At 69.0% G+C, this 20,741-nt stretch carries 16 protein-coding genes; 5 read left to right on the forward strand and 11 right to left on the reverse strand.

Features of this window, described 5'->3' with window-relative positions:
* Positions 1–72: 72 nt before the first annotated feature.
* A complete protein-coding gene (locus AB0395_RS41035; protein WP_366291396.1) occupies positions 73–837 on the forward strand; it encodes a GntR family transcriptional regulator in 765 nt (254 codons plus the stop codon).
* 121 nt (positions 838–958) lie between these two features.
* Here the strand turns inward: AB0395_RS41035 and AB0395_RS41040 are convergent, their stop codons facing one another.
* The 9 genes from AB0395_RS41040 to tcuA all read right to left on the reverse strand — a co-directional run bounded on the left by AB0395_RS41040 (position 959) and on the right by tcuA (position 10,671).
* Positions 959–2,386 carry an aldehyde dehydrogenase family protein gene (locus AB0395_RS41040; protein ID WP_366291399.1) on the reverse strand — a complete coding sequence of 476 codons (1,428 nt, stop codon included), beginning with the start codon at positions 2,384–2,386 and terminating at the stop codon, positions 959–961.
* 36 nt (positions 2,387–2,422) lie between these two features.
* A complete protein-coding gene (locus AB0395_RS41045; protein WP_366291401.1) occupies positions 2,423–3,487 on the reverse strand; it encodes an LLM class F420-dependent oxidoreductase in 1,065 nt (354 codons plus the stop codon).
* Positions 3,488–3,574: 87 nt separating this feature from the next.
* On the reverse strand, positions 3,575–4,339 hold the full coding sequence (locus AB0395_RS41050; protein WP_366291403.1) for an enoyl-CoA hydratase-related protein: 765 nt from the start codon (positions 4,337–4,339) through the stop codon (positions 3,575–3,577).
* Between the two features lie 36 nt (positions 4,340–4,375).
* On the reverse strand, positions 4,376–5,353 hold the full coding sequence (locus AB0395_RS41055) for an alpha/beta fold hydrolase (RefSeq protein ID WP_366291406.1): 978 nt from the start codon (positions 5,351–5,353) through the stop codon (positions 4,376–4,378).
* Positions 5,354–5,537: 184 nt separating this feature from the next.
* Positions 5,538–6,476 (reverse strand): hypothetical protein, encoded by a 939-nt coding sequence (locus AB0395_RS41060; protein WP_366291409.1) that lies wholly within the window; start codon positions 6,474–6,476, stop codon positions 5,538–5,540.
* Positions 6,461–7,327: a MaoC/PaaZ C-terminal domain-containing protein gene (locus AB0395_RS41065; RefSeq protein WP_366291412.1), complete on the reverse strand. Its 867-nt coding sequence runs from the start codon at positions 7,325–7,327 to the stop codon at positions 6,461–6,463. Before AB0395_RS41065 ends, AB0395_RS41060 begins: the two co-directional genes overlap by 16 nt.
* A 3-nt stretch (positions 7,328–7,330) precedes the next feature.
* A complete protein-coding gene (locus AB0395_RS41070; RefSeq protein ID WP_366291415.1) occupies positions 7,331–8,116 on the reverse strand; it encodes a citryl-CoA lyase in 786 nt (261 codons plus the stop codon).
* Between the two features lie 109 nt (positions 8,117–8,225).
* Positions 8,226–9,107 (reverse strand): SDR family oxidoreductase, encoded by an 882-nt coding sequence (locus AB0395_RS41075; protein ID WP_366291418.1) that lies wholly within the window; start codon positions 9,105–9,107, stop codon positions 8,226–8,228.
* 58 nt (positions 9,108–9,165) lie between these two features.
* A complete protein-coding gene (gene tcuA, locus AB0395_RS41080; RefSeq protein ID WP_366291421.1) occupies positions 9,166–10,671 on the reverse strand; it encodes an FAD-dependent tricarballylate dehydrogenase TcuA in 1,506 nt (501 codons plus the stop codon).
* A 331-nt stretch (positions 10,672–11,002) separates the two neighbouring features.
* Here tcuA and AB0395_RS41085 point away from each other — a divergent pair, with 331 nt between their 5' ends.
* Both AB0395_RS41085 and AB0395_RS41090 read left to right on the forward strand, forming a co-directional pair.
* Positions 11,003–13,057, forward strand: coding sequence for a DNA/RNA non-specific endonuclease (locus AB0395_RS41085; RefSeq protein ID WP_366291424.1), 2,055 nt, complete (start codon positions 11,003–11,005; stop codon positions 13,055–13,057).
* A 357-nt stretch (positions 13,058–13,414) separates the two neighbouring features.
* Positions 13,415–16,234, forward strand: coding sequence for a BTAD domain-containing putative transcriptional regulator (locus tag AB0395_RS41090; protein ID WP_366291427.1), 2,820 nt, complete (start codon positions 13,415–13,417; stop codon positions 16,232–16,234).
* 8 nt (positions 16,235–16,242) lie between these two features.
* On the opposite strand, the gene AB0395_RS41095 is transcribed toward AB0395_RS41090, so the two are convergent.
* Positions 16,243–16,449 (reverse strand): hypothetical protein, encoded by a 207-nt coding sequence (locus AB0395_RS41095; protein ID WP_366291430.1) that lies wholly within the window; start codon positions 16,447–16,449, stop codon positions 16,243–16,245.
* A gap of 638 nt (positions 16,450–17,087) precedes the next feature.
* Between AB0395_RS41095 and AB0395_RS41100 the strand changes: the two genes are divergently transcribed.
* Together AB0395_RS41100 and AB0395_RS41105 are read left to right on the forward strand one after the other, a co-directional pair.
* Complete coding sequence (locus AB0395_RS41100) at positions 17,088–18,161, forward strand: ParB/RepB/Spo0J family partition protein (protein ID WP_366291433.1); 1,074 nt, start codon at positions 17,088–17,090, stop codon at positions 18,159–18,161.
* 160 nt (positions 18,162–18,321) lie between these two features.
* Complete coding sequence (locus AB0395_RS41105; RefSeq protein WP_366291436.1) at positions 18,322–19,908, forward strand: ABC transporter ATP-binding protein; 1,587 nt, start codon at positions 18,322–18,324, stop codon at positions 19,906–19,908.
* Between the two features lie 439 nt (positions 19,909–20,347).
* On the opposite strand, the gene AB0395_RS41110 is transcribed toward AB0395_RS41105, so the two are convergent.
* Positions 20,348–20,741 (reverse strand): peptidase inhibitor family I36 protein (locus tag AB0395_RS41110; protein ID WP_366291439.1); only part of this gene is annotated, 394 nt, incomplete at its 5' end.

Genomic DNA, 20,741 nt, shown 5'->3' on the forward strand with positions numbered 1-20,741 from the left:
ATCGCCGGTGGCAGGCCCTGTCGTGCGGCTACGATTACTTCAGGCTTCTACACATCAGCGCTAATGGAGTAGGTGAAATCGTTGGATTCGCAGGTCCGGATCCTCTCGGCCAAGGATGTGGTCGCCGAGGAGATCCGCGCGCTGATCTACAACGGCACGATGGCCTCCGGTGAGCGGATCTCGACCGACGAACTCGCTGAGCGGTTCGGCGTGTCCCGGACACCGGTGCGTGACGCTCTGCAGCAGTTGAGCGTGGAGGGTCTCGTCACCATCGCCCCGCGCGTCGGCGTCTTCGTCCGGGAGATCAGCCCGCAGGAGATCACCGACGTCTACCAGATCAAGACCGCGCTGGAACCCATGATGGCCGCGTGGGCCGCCGTACGCGGCACCGTGGAGCAGCGGAGCGCTCTGCTGCGGTCGGTGACCGATCTGGAGCGGGTGGCCGAGGCCGAGGACATCCCCACGTATGTCCGCATGATCGAGGAAAGGCACGAGGAGATGCTGACGATGGCCGGGAGCGGCGGGTTACGCGACGCGCTGGGCGTTCTCGACGGCCGCGTGCGCCTGCTGCGGTTCCGCAGCCTCAGCCAGCCCGGCAGTCTCGCCGAATCCGCCGCGGGACACCGCGCGGTCGCCGAAGCGATCATCGCCGGCGACCCGCAGGCGGCGTACAGCGCAATGCAGGCCCACATGGCGCGTTCGACCGCGAAGGTCGAGGCGCTGATGCCGGCGACCGACAGCGACACGCCGTCGATCACTCAGTTGGCGGCGGGCCGGCGCGGGACGTCCCGGTCGACGCGCGGGTCCCGAAAGCGCTCGCCTTCGACCTCGACGTAAGCCCGCATCAGGCCGGGCCGGCGACCCCCGATATCCCTCGTTCGCGACGCCCCGCCGCCTGCCCTCGTTCACCGGGGGTCGCCGGCCCGGCGACCGTGCATGTCACGAGTGGTGGCTGTGGCTACCCGCCACTCGTGCTCTTCCCGATCCGGACCGACACGAACTTCGACTGGGTGTAGTGCCGTAGCGCCTCGACGCCCTTCTCCCGGCCGTGGCCGCTGTTCTTGTAGCCGCCGAACGGGCCCTCGATCAGCCCGGCCGTCCACTCGTTGACGTAGACCTGTCCCACCTGCAGGGCGGCCGCGACGCGGTGCGCCCGGCCGAGATCCGCCGTCCAGAGGCCCGCGGCGAGACCGTAGTCGGAGTCGTTGGCCTTGGCGACGGCGTCGTCCTCGTCGTCGAACGGGATGATCACCAGGACCGGGCCGAAGATCTCCTCGCGGGCGATCCGCATCTCGTTCGTCACCCCGGTGTAGACCGTCGGTTCGATCAACCACCCGTCGCCGACGGACCGCCCGCCCGTGACCAGCGTGGCGCCCTCATCGCGCGCGACCACGAAGTAGGACAACACCTTCTCGAACTGGTCCTTCGTCGTCTGCGACCCGTAGTCCTCGCCCGGTTTCACCGTCCGCACCCGTTCGACCAGCCGCTCTACGAACTCGTCGTGGATCTCGCGGGCCACCAGCAGACGGGTGCCGTTCGAGCAGACCTGCCCGGCGTTCCCGACGAACGCCCTCGTCGCGCCGGCGACGGCGGCGTCGAGGTCGGCGTCGGCGAACACGATGTTCGGCGACTTCCCGCCCAGCTCGAGCGTGACAGGGATGATCTTCTCAGCGGCGGTCCGGCCGACTATGCGGCCTGCGCGCACCGAACCCGTGAACGCGACCTTCCGGACATGCGGGTGCTCGACGATCGCGCTGCCCACGACGTCGCCCAGGCCGGTCACCACATTGAGCACCCCCGGCGGCAGCCCGGCCTCGGTGGCGATCCGCCCGAGCTCCAGCGTGGTCGACGACGTGAACTCCGACGGCTTGCAGACCACGGCGTTGCCGACCGCCAGCGCCGGCGCCACCGCCCTGGCCGCCTGGTTGAGCGGGACGTTCCACGGGGTGATGACCCCGACCACGCCGAACGGCTCGTGCCGCGTGTATCCGTGGTAGCCGTCGCCGAGATCGAGGATCTCCCCCGCGGGCACGTTGACCAGGCCCGCGTAGAACTCGAAGAACGCCGCCGCGCCCCTGATCTCGACGTCCGCCTGCCGCAGCGGCTTACCGGTCTCTGCGGCCTCCAGCTCGGCGAGCCGCTGCCGCTCGCGCCGCAACCCCGCCGCGATGGCCATCAGGACCCGGCCGCGGCGGATCGGCTTCTCCGCCGCCCACCCGGTGTAGGCGGCGTGCGCAGCGGCCACCGCCCGGTCGGCGTCCTCCCGGCTACCCAACGGGATCTCGCACACGGCCTCGTCCGTACCGGGCCTGGTCGACGTAAGCCGCTCTCCACCCGCCGACGGCACAGACCCGCCGTTGATCCAGTGCTCGTACCTAACCACCATTTGCGAACTCCTCCCCGACCAAACCGGTCGTACGAATCAGGCGGGCTGCCGTTGCGCGGCGCCCGCGATTGTGCGGAACACCTCGGCCAGCTGGAGCAGGTCGTCGAACTGCGCCCTGGCGATCAGGCTCGTCGCGACGCACGTGTTCCACTTCGTCTCCAGGTCAGCCCGGATCTTCTCCGGCGGCCCGACCAGCGCGACCGCCTCGATCATCTCGGTCGGCACCGCGGCCACCATGCCCTCGCGGTCCCGTTCGAGGAACTTGGCCTGGATCTCGCGGCAGGCCTCCTCGAACCCGAGCCGCGCGACGGCGTTGAGGTGGAAGTTCATGTTCGCCGCCCCGTTCGCCCCGATCTGGTAGGCGATGAACGGGCGGATCCGGTCAGCGGCGGACTCCAGGTCCGGGCCGAACGCCACCGACACCGCGGGCGCGATCTCGAAGTTCTCCGGCCGACCGCCGGGCCTGCGGGCGAAGCCCAGCTCCAGCCGCTCCCGGTACCACTCGTCCGCGCTGGGCGAGAAGTTCGTCGGCAGCCAGCCGTCGGCGATCTCGGCCGTCAACGAGACGTTCTTCGGCCCCTCAGCGCCCAGGTAGATCGGGATGTCGGTACGGCCGCCGCGCAGCGTGGAGCGGATCGGGCGGCCCAGCCCCGATCCTCCCTCCGCAGGAAGCCGGTAGGTCTTGCCCTCGTACGCGACGCGCTCCCCGGCGATGGCCGCGCGCATGATCGCGACGTACTCCCGGGTCCAGCCCAGCGGGCGTTCGAAGGGCATCCCGTACCACCCTTCGACGACCTGCGGCCCTGAGAGCCCGAGCCCGATCACGGCCCGCCCCTCGGACAGCTGGTCGAGGCTCATCGCGGCCATCGCCATCCCTGTCGGGGGGCGCGCCGCCATCTGGGCGATGTCGGTGCCGAGCCGCACCGTACGCGTATGCGAGCCCCACCAGGCCAACGGCGTGAAGCAGTCGGCGCCGAACGCCTCATAGGACCACACCGACTCGTAGCCCGCATCCTCGATAGCCCGCGCCATCGCGGCGACGTCCCCCGGGTGTTCCGGGTCGGCCAGCCCGCCGATGGCGCATCCCAACCTTTCGATCACCGTGCATTCCTTTCGTCACTGGCCTGGTTACTGGCCTCGTCATTGGCCACGTCATTGGCCACGTCATTGGCCACGTCATTGGCCACGTCATTGGCCACGGAAGCGCGCCGGTCGGCCCTCGCGCGCCGCGGCCAGCCCTTCGAGCCGGTCCGTGCTCGTGAGGAGCCGCTCGTACAGCTCGGCCTCCAGTTCGACCCCGCTGTCGATCTCCAGCTGGGTGGACAGGTCGATGGCGCGCTTGGCCTGCGCGACCGCCAGTGGTGCCGCCGCGCTGATCTCGACGGCGAGCGCGTCCACCGCGGCCTCGAGGTCGGCGGCGGGCACCGCGTGGTTCACCAGCCCCCACTGCCGGGCCTCCGCGCCGGTGAACCGACGGCCGGTGAAGATCAGCTCCTTCGCCCTGGGAAGGCCCACGAGCCGCGGGAGCAGCTGCGTGCCGCCGCCCGCGGGCATGCTGCCGAGGGTCGTTTCGACGAGCCCCATGACGGCGTCCTCGGCGGCGACCACGAGGTCGCAGCTGAGCGCCAGCTCGAGACCACCGCCCAGCGCGTAGCCGTGCACCTGTGCGATCACGGGGCGCGAGCAGTGATACATCGCCGAGAACACCTGGGGCACGAGCCTGCGCCTGCGCCGCAGGTCGTCGACCGTCATACTGGCGCGTTCTGTCCGATCCGCGCCGACGCTGAAGGCTCTGCCCCGCCCGCGCACCACGACGCACCGGACGTCCGCCTCATCCTCGATCTTCGCGAAGACCTCGAGCAGGCACCGGTACATCGGCGTGCTGACCGCGTTGAGCACGTCGGGCCGATCGAACGTCACGGTCGCGACGTGACCCTCGATTCTCAGATCCACGGGCTCTTCTGTCCCGGTGCCTGCCCTTGCCATGGCCTACCGCCGGTGCTTCCTGAGGAACGACAGCACCGTCGCGTTGAACTCGTTGTAGGCCTCCCAGTGCGGGGCGTGCCCCGCCTCACTGAAGATCGCCACCTCGGCGTTCCTGACGTGGCTCGCCATCTCGCGCAGGCGCGCCGGCGGGAGGTACAGATCGCTGTCGCCGGTGAGGAGGAGCGTCGGCGTCCTGATCGACTCGATCGCCGGCCACAACAGCGTGTTCTGCGGGGGCTGCTGCACGGTCGTGACCGGCAGCCGCGCCTGCTCGGTCCACGCCGTCATCGCCTGCGGCCTCGCGGCCCGGTAGGACGGGCCGAGCTCGCGGAACGTCTCGGGCAGCGCGGCCCAGCCTGGCGGCAGGATCGCCCCGGTGACCTCGTTCCACGACGGCTCCTGGATCCCCCCCAGCGTCGAGCCCACCGTGCAGCTCAGCAGCCGGTCCGGGACCGACAGGCCGGCGTCGAACGCCGCGAACGCGCCCGCGGCCAGCCCGACCAGGTGGAACTTTCCGACGCCGAGCGCGTCCATCAGCGCCACCAGGTCCCCGACCATCGTGCCGGGCCGCTCCGCGGGCCCTGCCTCCGACCCGTGGTATCCCCGCCGTGAGTAGCTGATCACCCGGTAGCCCGCGGCGGCGAACGCGGCCTGCTGGTAGCCCCACGAGCCGCCGTTCCCGGTGTGCGGGTGCATGAGCACCACGGTCTGGCCCCTGCCCGGGCCCCTGCCACCGGCGCCGGTGTCCCAGACCGCCAGCCGCACGTCGGGGATCTGCACCTGCTTCATGTCGGTCATCGCGGGCACCGGGTCCCACGACGTCTGCGCGGGCAGCACGGTCTCGCGCCCGCCCCGCTTCGAGCCGCGCGCCTGCTCCCCCGCCGCGAACGCGGCTGACGGAGCGAGCGCGACGACGCCGGCCCCCGCCACCCCGGCGAGTAGGTGGCGTCGATTGATAGTCCGACCGGTCCTGTCGTTCATCGCATCCTCACTTTTCTCGGAATTTGACAGAACATGCGCCAATGCATCCGGCAGCGGTCGTCCCCGAACGTTCGGGCCGGGAGAAAAGGCGTCCTTCGCATTTTCTCGGAACTTGACAGAAAATGCAGCAATATGTCCGGCAGCGGTCGTCCCCGAACGTTCGGGCCGGGAGAAAATGCGTTCCTTAGTTATCACCCGGGCGGTGCCCGGCGAGCAATTGCAGCGGGTTCTCTCTGAAGATCGTCTCCACGACATCCTCGGGAACCCCGGCCGCGATCAGGTCGGGGCCGACCTGCCGCAGCACGTATGAGTAGCCCGGCCCACCGCGGCGCTCGCGCATCCCCAGCACGCAGACGTCGTGGGACAGCAGCAGGCTCTTGGCCCATCCGCGGCGGATCAGCTCGACCGCGTTCGCGACCCGCTGCTCCTGGAGCAGCGAGTCACCCGGGCCGTTGCCGTCGTACATCACCATGGCGCCGCGCTCGGCCAGCCGCTCGTGGTAGTCGACGTCCGGATACGTGTCGCAGTGGCCCACCGCGACCCGGCTCAGGTCACAGCCCTCGTCCTCGAGCACGTCGAGCTGCCAGGCGCCGACCTCGCTCTTGACCGCGTGCAGGATCAGCCCGAGCCCGGTCTCCTGCTGGGCGCGGGCGGCGGCGCGCAGCACCCGCTCCTCGACCCCGGACACCCACTCGCGGTCGGCGCCGATCTCGCCGATCACTCCCGGCCGCACGCCGTCCTCGCCCTCGAAGATGTCGATCAGCAGGCGTTCGGTCAGCTCGGCCGTGCTCACCTTGTTCATGTCCGCTTCGTAGTAGGGCTCCCGGTACCACCCGCAGCCCATGACGATGTGCACGTCGGCGCGTTCGGACACCGACCGGAGCACGCCGGGCTTACGGCCGAGCCCGCCGCTGGTGGCCTCCACGACGGAGCCGCCGCCGAGCTCCTTGAAGACCTTCAGGTCCCGGACCGCCTCGTCCGGGTCGTTCAACGCGGCGAGACCCATCTGTCGTGTCACTCGGAACAGGTCGCACGCCACGTGCTCGTGCGGCAGCACGCGCCCGAGTTCGGACACCGCGACCGGTCCGCGTACCGTCTGCACCGTCGTCAGTCGCTTAGCCACTGCCCGTCCTCTCCTTCGCTTTTCTCGATCACTGCACTGCCGACGGTGCTGACCACGCCGTCAGCGGAGACGCCGTACAGCGTGAGACGACGCGAGGGCCCGTCCCCGGCGCCGTCGTCCGCCTGGGCGAGCACGCGGAACGGCGCGCCGACCCGGTCCATCCCCCGGTAGGAGGCGCTCAGCTCTCGCACGAACGTCCCGTGGCCGCCCCACTGCACGGCGGCACGCGCCAGGTAGGCGAGCTTGAGCAGGCCGTGGGTGATCGTCCCCGGCAAACCCCTCGCCTGCGCGAACGCGTGGTCGTAGTGCACTTCGTAGAAGTCGTCGGTGGCCGCGGCGTACCGCACGACCTCGCGACTGCTCGGGACGACCTCGATGACCGGCACGGCGTCGGCGGGCGGCTCCGTGTGATGCCCGGAACCGCCGCGCCCCTGCTGGGCGCCCGTGCGGATCGTCGTCGTGGACGTGCGCGCCACCACGTCGCGCGTCATGCGGCGCCGGTACGTCGTCGCGAGCTGGTAGAACGTCAGGTCGCTGTCTCGGCCCGGCTTCGTGGTGACCGACTCGATCACCGTGCGCCGCTCCAGGATCTCCCCCGGCATCACGGGCGCCTCCCACCGGAACCAGTTGCCGGCGTTGAGCCGGACCGGTGCGTCCGGGACGCCCATGGCCGCCGGGTCGGTCCGATGGGCCACCAGGAACGTCGGGGGCAGCAACGCGCAGGGCGCGTAACCGTCGGCGTACGGCGGGCCGTGCAGGCCTGTGATCTCGTGTAGCACCCGCGCCCGCCACTCGTCGCAGACGAAGATCTCCCACCCCGGTTCCGGCTGCGACTCCACGACCTCCGACACCGCTCACACCTCCGGTTCGATGCGGCTCGCGGTCCGCAGCGCGGCGCGCACCGCGGGGGCGATGGGCGATTCGAGCTCCTCACCGACGTGCGCGACCAGGCCGGCCGTACGGCTCATCAGGGCGAAACCGCGGTGCAGCTGCCAGGGCACACCCACCTCGAGCAGCAGCGCGGCGGCGGCGCCCGTCGCGTTGAGCGGGAGTGCCTTGCCGGTGAGCGCGGCGGCCCGCTCGACGACGAGCTCGAGGTGCTCGACGTGCTGCGCCGCGACCTTCTGGTCGCGCGCGACGCCGAGCAGCTTCCCGGCGCGCGGGTCACCGTCGCGGTGCAGGCTGTGGCCGAGGCCGGGGATCCGCTCGCCCGCGTCCACGATGGCGCGCAGCCGCATGTCCACCACATCGCGGGCTACGGCACCGGTGGCGACACGGCCGGCGATGTCCGTGAGCAGGCGCCCACAGCCCTCCATCGAACCGAGCAGCACGCTTCCCGCGCCGAGCAGGCCGGCCGTGACGGCACCCTGGATCGCCTCCGGAGCCGCCCAGAACGTCAGTCGCGCGGCGAGCGCGCTGGGCGTCAGCCCGTGGTCGAGCAGGCTCACCAGCACCGCGTCGACCACCTTGGCCTCGGCGGGAGTCGGCCTGCGGCCGGTCACCGCGAGCAGCGCGACCTCGGTGTAGGTCAGCTCGCCGATCAGGTCATCGACGAGATCCAGTCCGCGCACCTGCACGTGGTGCTCGTCCGCCGCTCCCACAGCGGTGCCGATCTCCAGCGACACGCTGCGCCCGCTCACCGCGACATCTCCTCGGCGCGCGTGACGGAGCACGCGAGCCCGTCCCGGATGGCGGCTGGATCGCGCGGATCGTGCGAATCGCGCGGGGAGCTCGCTGTCGACCGAGCATTCATGTTCCGTCTCCCACCTCGAGGATGTCTGTGGTCTGGTGGTCGGACGCGGCCGGCGTCGGCAGCCCGAGCGCAGCGAACCGGCGAAGCGGCGTGGCTCCGAGCCGCTGCTGGACCGCGCCGGTCACGTCGGAGTATGTGAACTCGTCAGCGAGGCGCACGCTCTCCTGTTCCTGAGGAGGCGCCCACCGGGCGAGCCGGCGGCCGGCCGCTGTGAAGGTCTGTCCGGTGATGTGGCGGTTGGCCGGGTCGAGCAGCGCGCGTATGAGCTCGGCGATCAGTTCGGGGCCCTGTCGCTCGGCGTCGGGCCTGCTGGCCTGCATCTGTCCGGTGAGCCGCGAGGTCATGCGCGTCGCCGCGGAGGGGACGACGCAGTTGACGTTGACGCCGTAGCGTCCCATCGCCAGCGCCGTGCTCTGGGCGAGGCCCACGACGCCCGCCTTGGCCGCCGCGTAGTTGGCCTGCGCCGGGCTGCCCTCCAGGCCCGCCGCCGAGCTCAGCAGCACGATGCTTCCGCCGCGCTGGCGGCGCATCTGCTCAGTGGCGAAGCGCACGCAGTTGAACGTGCCCTTGAGATGCACGGCGATGACCGAGTCCCACTCGTCCTCCGTCATGTTGAAGATCATGCGCTCGCGCAGGATGCCGTGGCAGGTGACAAGGCCGTCGAGCGAGCCGAACTCCTCGACCGCGCGCCGGACCAGGTCGGCCGCCGCGTCGAACGAAACGACGTCGTGCTGATGGGCCACGGCGCGGCCGCCTCGGGCCCGGATCACCTCGACCACGGACTCCGCCACCTGCCGGTCCGGGTCGTGGCCGTCGACGGACACTCCCAGATCGCTTACGACGACGCCATAACCCGCGGCGGCGAGGCACTCGGCCACCGCGGCTCCGATGCCCCCACCCGCACCGGTAACGATTACTCCGCCCGGCACAGCCACCTCACGCGCTCACTGACGACGTGGCGGAGCGGTCGAGCGCGCCCGAGGCCGCCGACCCTGCGATCCGCCCGAACACCGAGCCCGCCGTGAGCCCACTGCCCCCCGGGTAGTTGAAGTAGAAGATCCCACCGACGATCTCCCCGCACGCGTACAGCCCGGGAATGGGCTCTCCGGTGACGTCGATCACGCGCGCCGACGTGTCGATCTTCAGGCCGCCGAAGGTGAACGTGATTCCACACGTCACCGCGTAGGCCTCGTACGGTGGCGAGTCGAGGGTGTTGGCCCAGTTCGACTTCGGCACCGCCAGTCCGGAGGTGCCCCGCCCGTCCTTGACGTTGGGGTTGAACGGGGCCGATTGGTCGACCGCCGCGTTGTACTCGTGGACCGTCCGCAGGAACTGCTCCGCGTCGATGCCGTCCATCCGCCGGACGAGCTCCTCCAGGGTCGGCGCCACGATCTTCGTGACCTGCCGGATCCGGTACTCGTCGCGCAGCAGATGGCTCACCTTGCTGTCGAAAACCTGCCAGGCGATCTGCCCCGGCTGCCGCAGGACCTCCTGGCCGTACTTCGCGTAGGTGTAGTTCCGGAAATCCGCGCCTTCATCGACGAACCGCTCGCCGCGGCTGTTGACGATGATCCCGAAGGGATAGCTGTGCTTCTGGAACCCGTCACCGACCACGCGGTCACCGAACGCGGGCGCGTTGCTGTCCCAGCCCACCGCGTGGCAGCCCGACCAGTTGCCCCACGACATGGCGCCGATGTCCATCGCCATGCGATGCCCGTCGCCCACGTCGAACTGGGTGCCGCGGACCTTGGCGAACTCCCACCCCGGTCCCAGGTAGCGGGTGCGCCACTCCGCGTTGGCCTGGAATCCACCGCAGGCCAGCACGACGGCGTCAGCGGAGATTTTCCGGATCTCCCCGCCGGCCCGGACCACGACGCCGGTCACCCTGCCACCGTCCTCGGTGAGGCCGATGGCGCGGTGGCCGTAGAACACCTTGCCGCCCGCCGACTCGAACGCGTCGAACAGTGAGTCGACGAGCCCGGGGCCGCCTCCGTTTGCCTCCAGCGTCAGGCCTCCCCAGAAGGTGAACTTCCCGTCCACCTGGAACGCCTGGCGACCGTAGATCGGCAGGAACCGCACTCCCTTGTCGCGCATCCACTTCAACGTGTCGAAGCTGCGCGTCACGAGCAGATCGACCAGGTCGGGATCGCAGCGGTACTGCGTGACCCGGGCCATGTCGTCGAAGAACTGCTCCTTCGAGTAACTGCCGAAGTCGGTCTTCTCTAGCTGCCCTTCCGACAGGTCGGGGACAAGTTGGACGATCTCTTCCCTGCCGTCGTAGGCGAAGCGCATGGCCCCCGCGGTGAATCCGGAGTTCCCACCACGCTCGGACTCCGGGGCGGCTTCGAGCAGTGTCACCTCGGCCCCGCCCTCAAGGGCGGCCAACGCGCTACACAAGCCGGCGTTACCACCGCCGATGACGACAACTCGACTCTGACCCATGCCTGCCCCTCTCCTTGCATGTGCAACGTAAACTCTAATATATCAGATGTCAATGGCCCGGCAAGGCGCCCCCGGTGTGTCCGAGGACGATAGCCATGAGGTGCATCCATGGGGGCTTGGCCCGCCGTCCGGGTTTGTGAGGCGGGGCGACGTGGAGGTCTCACAGGAGCTCAGGGGCTATTTCGCACTGCCCTGGTGATCTGCCGAACCTTAACCTTCCCCACAGGCAACCGGTCCGATCCCCGGAGACTTCCATGATCCCGGTCTGGGGACAACGTCCCCGCCAGGAGAGCGACAAGACCAGCCGGGAACCAGCGGGATGGGGCAGGACATGGATGCGGTCGACGAACTGCCCGCCGAGGTACGGGAGGACGTGGCGGCGCGGGTGGCCGCCAGGAGCCAGCAGCGCCGGAGGAAGGTCGCCGTGCTGGCAGAGCCGGGCGGGATCGCCCAGGCCGATGAGCCGGAGCGGGTTGCCGCCCGCGTCGATCGGCTCAGCCACCACTACCGGGACATCCGCCCGATCGACCCCGCAGCGATAACCGCGGCCGAACCAGAGGCCGTGACGGCGGCGGCGGCGGTGTTGGAGCGGATCATCCGCGGCGACGACCTGCTCCCTGTCGGCTACCTGGAAGGCGGGGCGGCCGCGGCACGAGCGGTCGGGCGCGTGGCCATTCGTGACGCGCACGGGCGGCTGACCGGCTACGGCACCGGCTCGCTGGTCTCCCCGGAGCTGCTGCTCACCAACCACCACGTACTCGCCGACGCCGACACGGCCGGCCGCAGCGGCGTCGAGTTCGACTACCAGGACGGCCTCGACGGACGGCCGCTGACGTTGCAGGGCTTCTCCCTGGATCCGGGCCGGTTCTTCGTCGCCGACCGAAAGCTGGACTTCGCGCTGGTGGCGGTGAAGGCCGCCGCAGGCGAGCTGGCCCGGTTCGGGTTCAACCCGCTGGTGGCGGCCGAGGGCAAAGCCATCGTCGGCGACTTCGTCACGATCGTTCAGCATCCGGACGGAGAGAAGAAACAGGTCGCCCTGCGGGAGAACCGGGTCGTCGACATCCTGGAGTTGTTCCTGCACTACCAGACCGACACCGAGCCCGGCTCCTCCGGTTCCCCGGTCTTCAACGACCAATGGGAGATCGTGGCCTTGCACCACGCCGGTGTCCCCGCCCCCGGCCACGACGAGCTGGGCGGCTTCATCAACGAAGGGGTGCGGGTCAGCCGACTACTGGCCTTCCTGCACGGCCAGCCGTTCCCGCCGGTCCAGCAGGCCTTGGTCGACCGGTTGTTCACCGAACGCATCAGCCTTTCGCCCGTCCCACCGGAGCTGACCGCCCTGGACCGGTCGCCTGTCCGGCCGGCCGAGCCGGTGGCGCCGGTAGAGCAGACAGGGCAGACAGGGCAACCGGCCGCCGGACAGGCGACGCTGACGCTGACGGTCCCCTTCGACATCCGGTTGCGCGGCGAGCCGATCGACGCGGCCGGCCCAGCGGCGGCGGCGGCGGCGCCGGAGGCGATCCGGATCGATCCGGACTACGCCAGCCGCCGGGGTTACGACCCGGACTTCCTGCCGGGTGGGCATCGGGTGCCGTTGCCCGCCCTGCACCCTGATCTCGTCCCGCTGGCGGCGCTCAACCGCCACGCCGGCGACGGGCAGGCGCATGTGCTGAACTATCACCACTTCAGCCTGGTGATGAACCGGCAGCGGCGGCTGGCCTTCTTCGCCGCGGCCAACATCGACGGCACAACCAGCCAGCGCATCCGCCGCGACCCCGACCATTGGATCTTCGACCCCCGTCTGCCCGAGGGCGAACAGACCGGGGAGGAGGTCTACCGCGACAACCCCCTGGACCGCGGCCACCTGGTGCGCCGCCTGGACCCCGCCTGGGGGGCCACCCAGGCGGCGGCCAAGTCCGGCAACGACGACACCTTCCACTTCACCAACTGCACCCCGCAGCACAAGGACTTCAACCAGAACCGGACCACCTGGGCCGGGCTGGAGGACTACGTCCTGGACAACGCCGACACCCGTGACCTGAAGGTCACTGTCTTCGCCGGCCCGGTCCTGGCCGCCGACGACGACCCCTACCGTGGCGTCCAGTTGCCCCGCCAGTACTGGAAGGTCGTGGCGATGACCAAACAGAACGGTGAGCTTTCGGCCACCGGCTACCTGCTCAGCCAGGACCACCTCCTCGACGGCCTGGAGGTCGCCCCCGCGGAGTTCTCCTACGGCGCCTACAAGACCTACCAGGTCCCGATCCGGCGGATCGAAAACCTCACCCGACTGTCATTCGACACCCTCGCCGACGCCGATCCCCTGGCCCGTGAAGAAGCGGCGACCACGGCCCGGGAGATCACCCACTTCCGCCACCTCACCCTCTGACAGCCGCCGGATCGCGGGGCCTGCTCCTGGCCCCCGCACCCCTGCCAGGACGGACATGCCTCGCTGGACAAGATCGTCCCGCTGTGCCCGTCCAGAGGAGCAGGCGGTTCAGCGAACCAGGGGATTGGCTCAAGCTGCCATTCCTTGGTCGGTCCGCCTTCGCTTCCCTGCTGGAAGACTCGTGCAGCGCCCATCGGGGAACGAGGCGGTATCCCTCATCTTTGATTGACGTGAGTTCGCCGGTCTTGATCGGCCGGAAGACGGCCGTACGGCTGATGCGAGATGCGCACATGAAAATCGGTCGACCGAATATCGATTTAACCCTTTCGTCCTTAGCTGAGCTGCTATACGGAAAGAGTGCGCTTTCAGCTGCTTGGCCCTGTTTGTGGCTGGTGTGGCGAGTACGAGCTCGATCTCGGCTCCCCCCAGCAGCGCCTGACTCTGGCGGCCCTGCTAATGGCGGAGGGGCGGATCCTGACGGTCGAGCGGCTGGTGGACATCCTGTGGGGGCAGGAGCCGCCCAAAACCGCCGTGGAGACGGTGCGCACCTACATGTCACGGCTGCGCATGGTGCTCGGCAAGGACGTGATCCAGTCCTTGCCCGGTGGTTACACGTGCGCCGTACCCCACGATCTGGAGACGTTCTCCACGCTGACCGGGCGTGCCACGGGCGCGCCACCCGAGCAGGCGCGTGAGCTGCTGGCACAGGCTCTTGGCCTGTGGCGCGGGGAACCACTGGCCGGGCTGCCGGGGATCTGGGCCAGGGGGCAGCGTACGCAACTGACCGAGCTGCGGCTGACGGCGCTGGGCTCACACGCCGAGGCCAGCCTGGCCCTGGGCGAGTACCAGGCGGTGACCCGCGAGCTCACCGAGGCGGTGGCGGCACACCCGGCCCAGGAGCGGCTGACCTTCCTGCTCATGCAGGCCCTGTACCGGTCGGGCCGGCAGGCCGAGGCCATCGGCGTCTACACCGGCCTGCGGACCTTCCTGGCCGAGCAGCTCGGCGTCGGCCCGACCCCCGAACTCGCCGCGCTGTACCAGCAGATCATCTCCGGCGATCCGGCTCTCGTCTCTCCCGTCGTGATCACCTCTCCCGTCACGGCCGTGTCCTCCCTGCGCGAGACCTGTCCCATACCCCGCCAGCTCCCTCCCGACCTGGCCGACTTCACCGGGCGCCGCGAGCAGATCGAGGCCATGCTCCAGACCCTGACCTCGCAGGCGGGGCTGGCGACGACGGTGCTCACGCTGTCGGGGCAGGGCGGGGTCGGCAAGACGGCGCTGGCCCTGCACGTGGCCCACGCCGTACACGACCGCTTTCCCGATGGGCAGCTCTTCGTGAACCTGCAGGATGCCAGGGCCGACCCGGCCGTCCCCGAAGCAGCGCTCGGCGGATTTCTGCGCGCGCTCGGGCAGAGCGACCCGCCCGACGGGCCGAGCGAGCGGAGCGCGCTCTACCGGTCGCTGCTGGCCGACCGGCGGGTCCTGGTGGTGCTGGACGACGCCGCCGACGCCGCCCAGATCAAGCCGCTGCTGCCGGGCGGGAGGGGGTGCGCCGTACTGGTGACCAGCCGTACCGTCCTGACCGACGTGCCCGGCGCGTACCACCTGCACCTGGACCCGCTGGCCCCCGGCGAGGCGCTGGCGCTGTTCACCGGCATCGTGGGCGAGCGGCGCGTGGAGCCCGAACGTGACAGCGCCGCCGAGGTCGTGACCGCCTGCGGCTACCTGCCGCTGGCCGTGCGCATCGCCGCGGCCCGGCTGATTGCGCGTTCGGCCTGGACGGTCACCTCCCTGCACGCCCGGCTCATAGACCACCGGCGGCGGCTGCGCGAACTACGCGCAGGCGGCCTGGCGGTCGAGGCGGCTTTCGACCTGTCGTATGTGGGGCTCACCGACGGTCAGGCCAGGGCGTTTCGCCTGCTGGCCGTGCTCAACATCCCCTGCTTCTCGCTGGACGCCGCGGCGGCGATCCTCGGTATGCCCGTACCCGACGCCGAGGAGGTCCTGGAGAGCCTGGTCGACCTGAACATGCTCACCTCCGGCGAGCTGGGCCGCTACCGCTACCACGACCTGCTGCGCCTGTACGGAAGGCAGCGCGCCAGCCGGGAGGAGGCAGCGCAGGTGCTGACCCGTTGCCTGGGTCACCTGCTCGCCTCGGCCGCGAACGTCATCGGCGTCCTCACACCGGGCAACCGCCTGGAACCTCGCCCCAGACCCTTCGACGTACCGGGCGTCGTTTTCGGCACGGCGGCCGAGGCACGGGCGTGGCAACGCCGGGAGGCGGTCGCCATGGCCGGTGTGCTGACGCAGGCGGCCACCCAGGGTGAGACGCGGCAGATCAGGCTCGCCGCCGACGTCGCGGTCCTGCTGGGCGACCTGGTCGACTCCCGGCGCTTCATCAGTGAACTGGAGTCGGCCTTCACCGCGCTGGCGCAGGCGGCGTCCGCCACGGGCGACCGCTGGGCCGAGGCACGCGCCAGGGCGATGCTGTCGCGCATACACCGGGGAAGCGAGGCGGACGCCGAGGCGCGGGCCGCCATCAAGCTGGCCAGGGAGGCGGGGGATGTCTACACCCTGGCCGACGCGCTGACGGGCGCGGCGGCCAGCGCGCTCGTCCACGGCCAAGGCCACGAGGCGGTCGAGTTCGCCAGAGAGTCGGCCGTCGTCGCCCGCCGTCACGGGCTGCGCGACTTCGAGGCCGACGCCTTGGAGATCCTGGCCGTCGCATACCGGCGTACGGGTGCCCTGGAGGAGGCGCTGACCTCGGCGTCCGAATCGCTGCGGCTCTACCAGGAGCTGGGCAACCGGCGGGGGGCGGGCATCGCGATGCGGACACTGGGCATGGCCTACCGGGCGCTCGGCCGGTTGACCGAGTCGATCGACGTCCTCGGCGAGGCGGTCAGCGAGCTGGACGGGACACAGGGTCCCGAACAGATCCTGCTGGCCCACCTGTCGCTGGCCGAATCGCTGCGGCTGGCCGGGCAGCTCACCGAGGCCCGCCGGCGCGCTGAGTACGCCCTGTGCCTGGCCACGGAGGCCGAACTGGACTACCAGCGCGCCCAGTGCCTGGACATCGCCGCCCGCATCCTGCTGGACATGGGCGAAAGCGAGGCGGCGGACGTCTGCGGTGCCGAGAGCCTGTCCATCAAGGAGCGGCTGGGGCTGCCGACCGGGTGAGGGGCCTACTAGGACAAGATCGCATCGATCGTCACGGAATTTCCGACTCTGTCGATAATTCTGCTTGTACCGGGGCGACCGTGGGGGTCGACGAGCGCACCGTTACCCACGGCGGCGATCGCCACGGCACCCCCCATGCCCGCGCCGAGCGCGACCACGAGAAGTCCGGCGACGACGGTGGACCCGATCGTGCGCGCGATGTTCGTCAATTCCATCCCTCTTCTTTGACAGGTCACCGCGCACGGCGGAGCAGCCGCTCCCCCGTGCGCGGCTCAACGGCTCCAGGAGCCGTCGTGCATGATCGATATTTCATCAACGAACGCTATACGATCAGCGTTCGGCCGGACCCGGGTTTCCCCTTCAGGCGCCTCGAGGGGAGCCGCGGTGGGTCCGCCCGGACCGGACTCCGACGTGCCGCCGCTCCGGCTGATGGTCGCGGTGCGCTCACGCCCGTCTCGGCCTCTGAGTCCACTCGCCGTCTATGAGGAAACGGCCACGTCCGGGCACGGAGCTCGCGCGGCCCTCACCGTGGCGCGTGTATACGCCCCGTCTATTTTTCGTCGATGCCCGCCTGGGACAGTCCTCACCGTGAGCACAGGGCACGCAGGGGGATGCGGTGATGGCGGAGACGATCGATGGCGGCCCCCCACACGGCCGCCGCTCCAATCGCCCAAGCCGTGACCCCACCATCGGCGAGTCCGGCCATGGCCGTCTCGCGGACATCACCTGCGACTCGAAGTCGCCACCGCAGGCGAACCGTCCCGCCGAGCGGCAGTTCAGGCGAGCACGGTGAGTCCGGGGCAGGACAGTGCATGCTTTCGCCGCACAGGGGGGAAGAACATTGACTGATCAGATGAAGACCGACTTACCGAAGAAGTCCCAGGCGGGCGAGGAAGTGCCGGGTGAAGATTTCCGGCTGAGACTGTCCGCGGTCGAGACGGTTCCCATTCACGCGCTGCTCCCGGCGGACTCACCGCGGAGCATCGGGGAAGACCTTCAGCACGTACGCCTGCTCTCTGAATTGGACACCGTTTTCCCCCCGGTAATCGTGCACCGGTCCACCATGCGAGTCGTGGATGGAATGCACCGGTTGCGGGCGGCGACGTTGCGCAATGAGAAGGACATACGGGCGCGATTCTTCGAAGGCGACGAACACGACGCCTTCGTGGTGGCCGTCAAGGAGAACACGGCCCATGGTCTCCCGCTCTCCGCAGGAGATCGCGCCGCGGCGGCCCGCCGGATCGTTCAATCGCACCCGCACTGGTCCGACAGGACAATCGCCGGGATCGCAGGACTGTCCGCCCGGACGGTGAGCGACATTCGCCGTGCCGCCTGCCCCGAAGGCACCCAGCCGACGGCACGGCTGGGGCGCGACGGCCGGGTCCGCCCGCTGGACAGCTCCGCCAGCCGGATCCGCGCGGCCGAACTGATCGAGAAAAGGCCACACACCTCACTTCGGCAGATCGCTCAGCAGGCGGGGATCTCACCGAGCACGGTACGGGACGTCCGTGATCGGCTGAGACGGGGAGAGGATCCTCTGCCGACCTCGTTGCGGCCCGCCACCGGTACGCCACTCGAGTCAACGGCGCAGAACCCGCCAAATGCTTCGAGTGCTCCGCTTTCAGATATCGCGCCCGAACTTCGCTCGGTGCCGACATCGAAGTATGACCGCGGCCGGATGTCGCCGCTGAACAGCCTGATCAGGGACCCGTCTCTTCGATCCGAAGAGCGTGGCCGCACCCTCCTCCGCATGCTCAGCGCGAGCGCCTCACTCACATCGAGCCAGGAGCAGTTGATCGACGCGATTCCCGAGCACTGCGTCGGCCTGGTCTACCAGGCGGCCAGGGAGAGCGCCGCGGCCTGGGCGGAGTTCGCCGAGAAGCTCGAACGCAGAGCGGTGCGGCTCAGAGCGCGAACGCAAAAGTAACGATGTCTCTGTGTACAACTGCCGAGCCTGAGCAGTTGTACACAGAACATTCAATCCCTCAAAAGAGGTACACCAGCTCGCAGATCGCCGCCGGGACGTCAGTGTTTTCTTCGCCTGGTCTCTCCTGTCCGCCACACCGCCCTTGATCAGCGGAGTTTTCGTGGGCAGGGCCATCGATGCCGCTCTGCAGGGCTCCCCGAATCACGCCTGGCAGTGGCTCGGCGGCCTCGGCATCGGTCTTCTCGCAGGCGCGACCGGCTCCCGCAATGCGGTCGCGAAACTCGGCGACATCGTCGAACCGCTACGGGAAACTCTCATGCGGCGCGTAGTGGATGCGGCAGTCCAGCGAGCACTGCGCCGCTCGGGTGCGTCATTGACCGTGACACGCCACCAGGATCCCGCGGTCACCCAGCTCACGGCATACACCGAGCAAGTCCGCCAGCTCACCGGGTCGGCCCTTTCCGCTGTGCTCGGCTCGCTGCTCACAGTCATCGCAGCGTTGATCGGCTTGAGTACGCTCACCTGGTTCGTGGCTCTGGTCACAGGCGTCGCGGCCGCGGTGTCGATGCTGCTTCTTTGGTGGCAGGCCAAGGCGGTTCACGCGATTCAACGCAAGGCTGTGGTGGCCGGTGAGGAGATCTCCGAACGACTGCAGACGCTGGTACTCGGTGCGCGAGACGCTCTCGCGAGTGGAGCCGCCCCGCGGATCGCGGCGGAAGCCAACGACGCAGTCGACGAACAGGCGGCGTTGACTCGCTCACTCGCCCGGGCAGGCGCCGCGCGAGGTATGGTCCTCGCTGTAGGCGGGTATCTTCCCGTTGTCGTTCTTCTTGTCACCGCCCCCTTCCTCGCGCAAAGCGGGCGGATCGAGTTGGGCGGGTTGGTCGGCGCCGTGACGTATCTGTCGGCATATGTTGCTCCGACATTGCGCTCACTTTCGCAAAACATCATATCCATTGGGATACCGCTGTCCGTCACGCTGTCCCGCCTTGTGAGCGAGTCGCATGTGCACCTGCCATCCGGCACGAATCTTGATTTTCCCCCGGGTCGATCCGAAAAATTCACTACGCCCTTAGCCCTGAAACTGGATCGACTCACCTATGCGTACGGGGAACATGCAACCCCGATCGTGAAGGATCTGTCCGCACTTATTGCACCGGGGGAACACGTGGCAGTCGTGGGCCCCAGCGGCGTAGGCAAGTCAACCCTGGCGGATCTGTTGGTCGGTCTTGTCACTCCCCGGTCCGGACGTATCACCTTCGGAGTTGACTACGATTTCTTCATGGGTTGCCAGGAGGCCTGCCGTCATATCGCATTCGTACCCCAGGAAGCGTATATCTTTACGGCAACGCTGCGAGACAACGTAAAATACCTCTACCCGGACGCCACGGACCAGGACATCACCGACGCCATGGTCGCAGTGGGTGGTGAGAGCATTCTGGAAGCGCGCCGCGACGGGCTCGACAGTGTTCTCAACGCGGCTGAACTGGCAGCATCCGAGAGACAGTTCATCGCTCTGGCGCGGGCACTGGTGACGCCTGCTTCGGTCGTCATACTCGACGAGGCCACCAGCGCTCTTGACGCCGGAAGTGCGGCCCGGGCCGAGTTGGCGTTCCGGAGAGTGCCACGAACTCTCATCGTTGTCGCCCATAGCCAGGCTTCCGCCCTCCGCGCCGATCGCATCATAATGATGGACGGCGCTGAGACCCGGTTCGGAACCTACGAAGAGTTGTACGAAGCGCACTGAGCCATTGAACCGAAACGGTGGGCTTTCCGGGACGCTGATCCCTTCCCACAGACCTTCCCTGCTGGACCGTCCCCGCGCGTGCGGGGCTGCATCTTGGATCGGGTCGAGCAGTCCGGTGTAGTCGGCCCCACACCTGCGGGGTCTTCCCATCAAGGCTTATCTCGTTCATGGATACACTCCGTCGGCCCTGGGTCATCCCTGTCGAGCCCGAGGTGTAGATCACCACGTTTCTCCAGCATGGCAGCACGCAGCCGGGCCAGGAGCGCCTCGTGCAGGTGCTCCTGGCCCGGTTGCTTTGTTTCATTCGTTCAGCCGCCGCCGACAGGTCATGCTCAAGCCGCACTGATCGGCTCGCCCCCTCCAACTGTCATTGCAGCGCGAGATCACCGATAAGGGCGGAAGAGGCCTGGTCGTTCAGCCGGTCGAGCGCCTAGTCTGCCTAATCCTTGGTAAAGAGCTGAACGGAAGAGGTTTTGTCGTTCATCTTCCCGAGCCACTCGAGTTTAAAAAACCGCTGGGTGTAGGAGCCACCGAAGTACGTGTGCTCGTAGAGCAGGGCCTGGCAGTTCTGCTCGCCCACGAACGAGGAGATGATGTCATTCCATCCATACGGCAGCTGCGGGTACTTGTAAACTTGGCCGTATCGATTGCATCCCTCCTTGCTCTGGAACGTCAGGCTGACACCCTGGTAATTCCCGTGCTCCCACGCGGTACCGACACGGATCGGGTACTCGTCGTCCTGAGCACTCACTTGCTTGTTGGCCTTGCCGGCAGCGTCGATGCGGCGGTCGAGGTCGGCGCGGTCGGCGGCGGTCATGGTGGCGGGGTCGGGA

The sequence above is a fragment of the Streptosporangium sp. NPDC051023 genome, assembly GCF_040689595.1.
Lineage (GTDB): Bacteria > Actinomycetota > Actinomycetes > Streptosporangiales > Streptosporangiaceae > Streptosporangium.

Bases quoted from the DNA above. Each gene is read 5' to 3' on its own strand.
- AB0395_RS41100 (WP_366291433.1), top strand. From the start codon at position 17,088: ATGAAGACCGACTTACCGAAGAAGTCCCAGGCGGGCGAGGAAGTGCCG.
- AB0395_RS41055 (WP_366291406.1), bottom strand. From the start codon at position 5,353: ATGAACGACAGGACCGGTCGGACTATCAATCGACGCCACCTACTCGCC.
- tcuA (WP_366291421.1), bottom strand. From the start codon at position 10,671: ATGGGTCAGAGTCGAGTTGTCGTCATCGGCGGTGGTAACGCCGGCTTG.
- AB0395_RS41095 (WP_366291430.1), bottom strand. From the start codon at position 16,449: ATGGAATTGACGAACATCGCGCGCACGATCGGGTCCACCGTCGTCGCC.
- AB0395_RS41085 (WP_366291424.1), top strand. From the start codon at position 11,003: ATGGATGCGGTCGACGAACTGCCCGCCGAGGTACGGGAGGACGTGGCG.
- AB0395_RS41040 (WP_366291399.1), bottom strand. From the start codon at position 2,386: ATGGTGGTTAGGTACGAGCACTGGATCAACGGCGGGTCTGTGCCGTCG.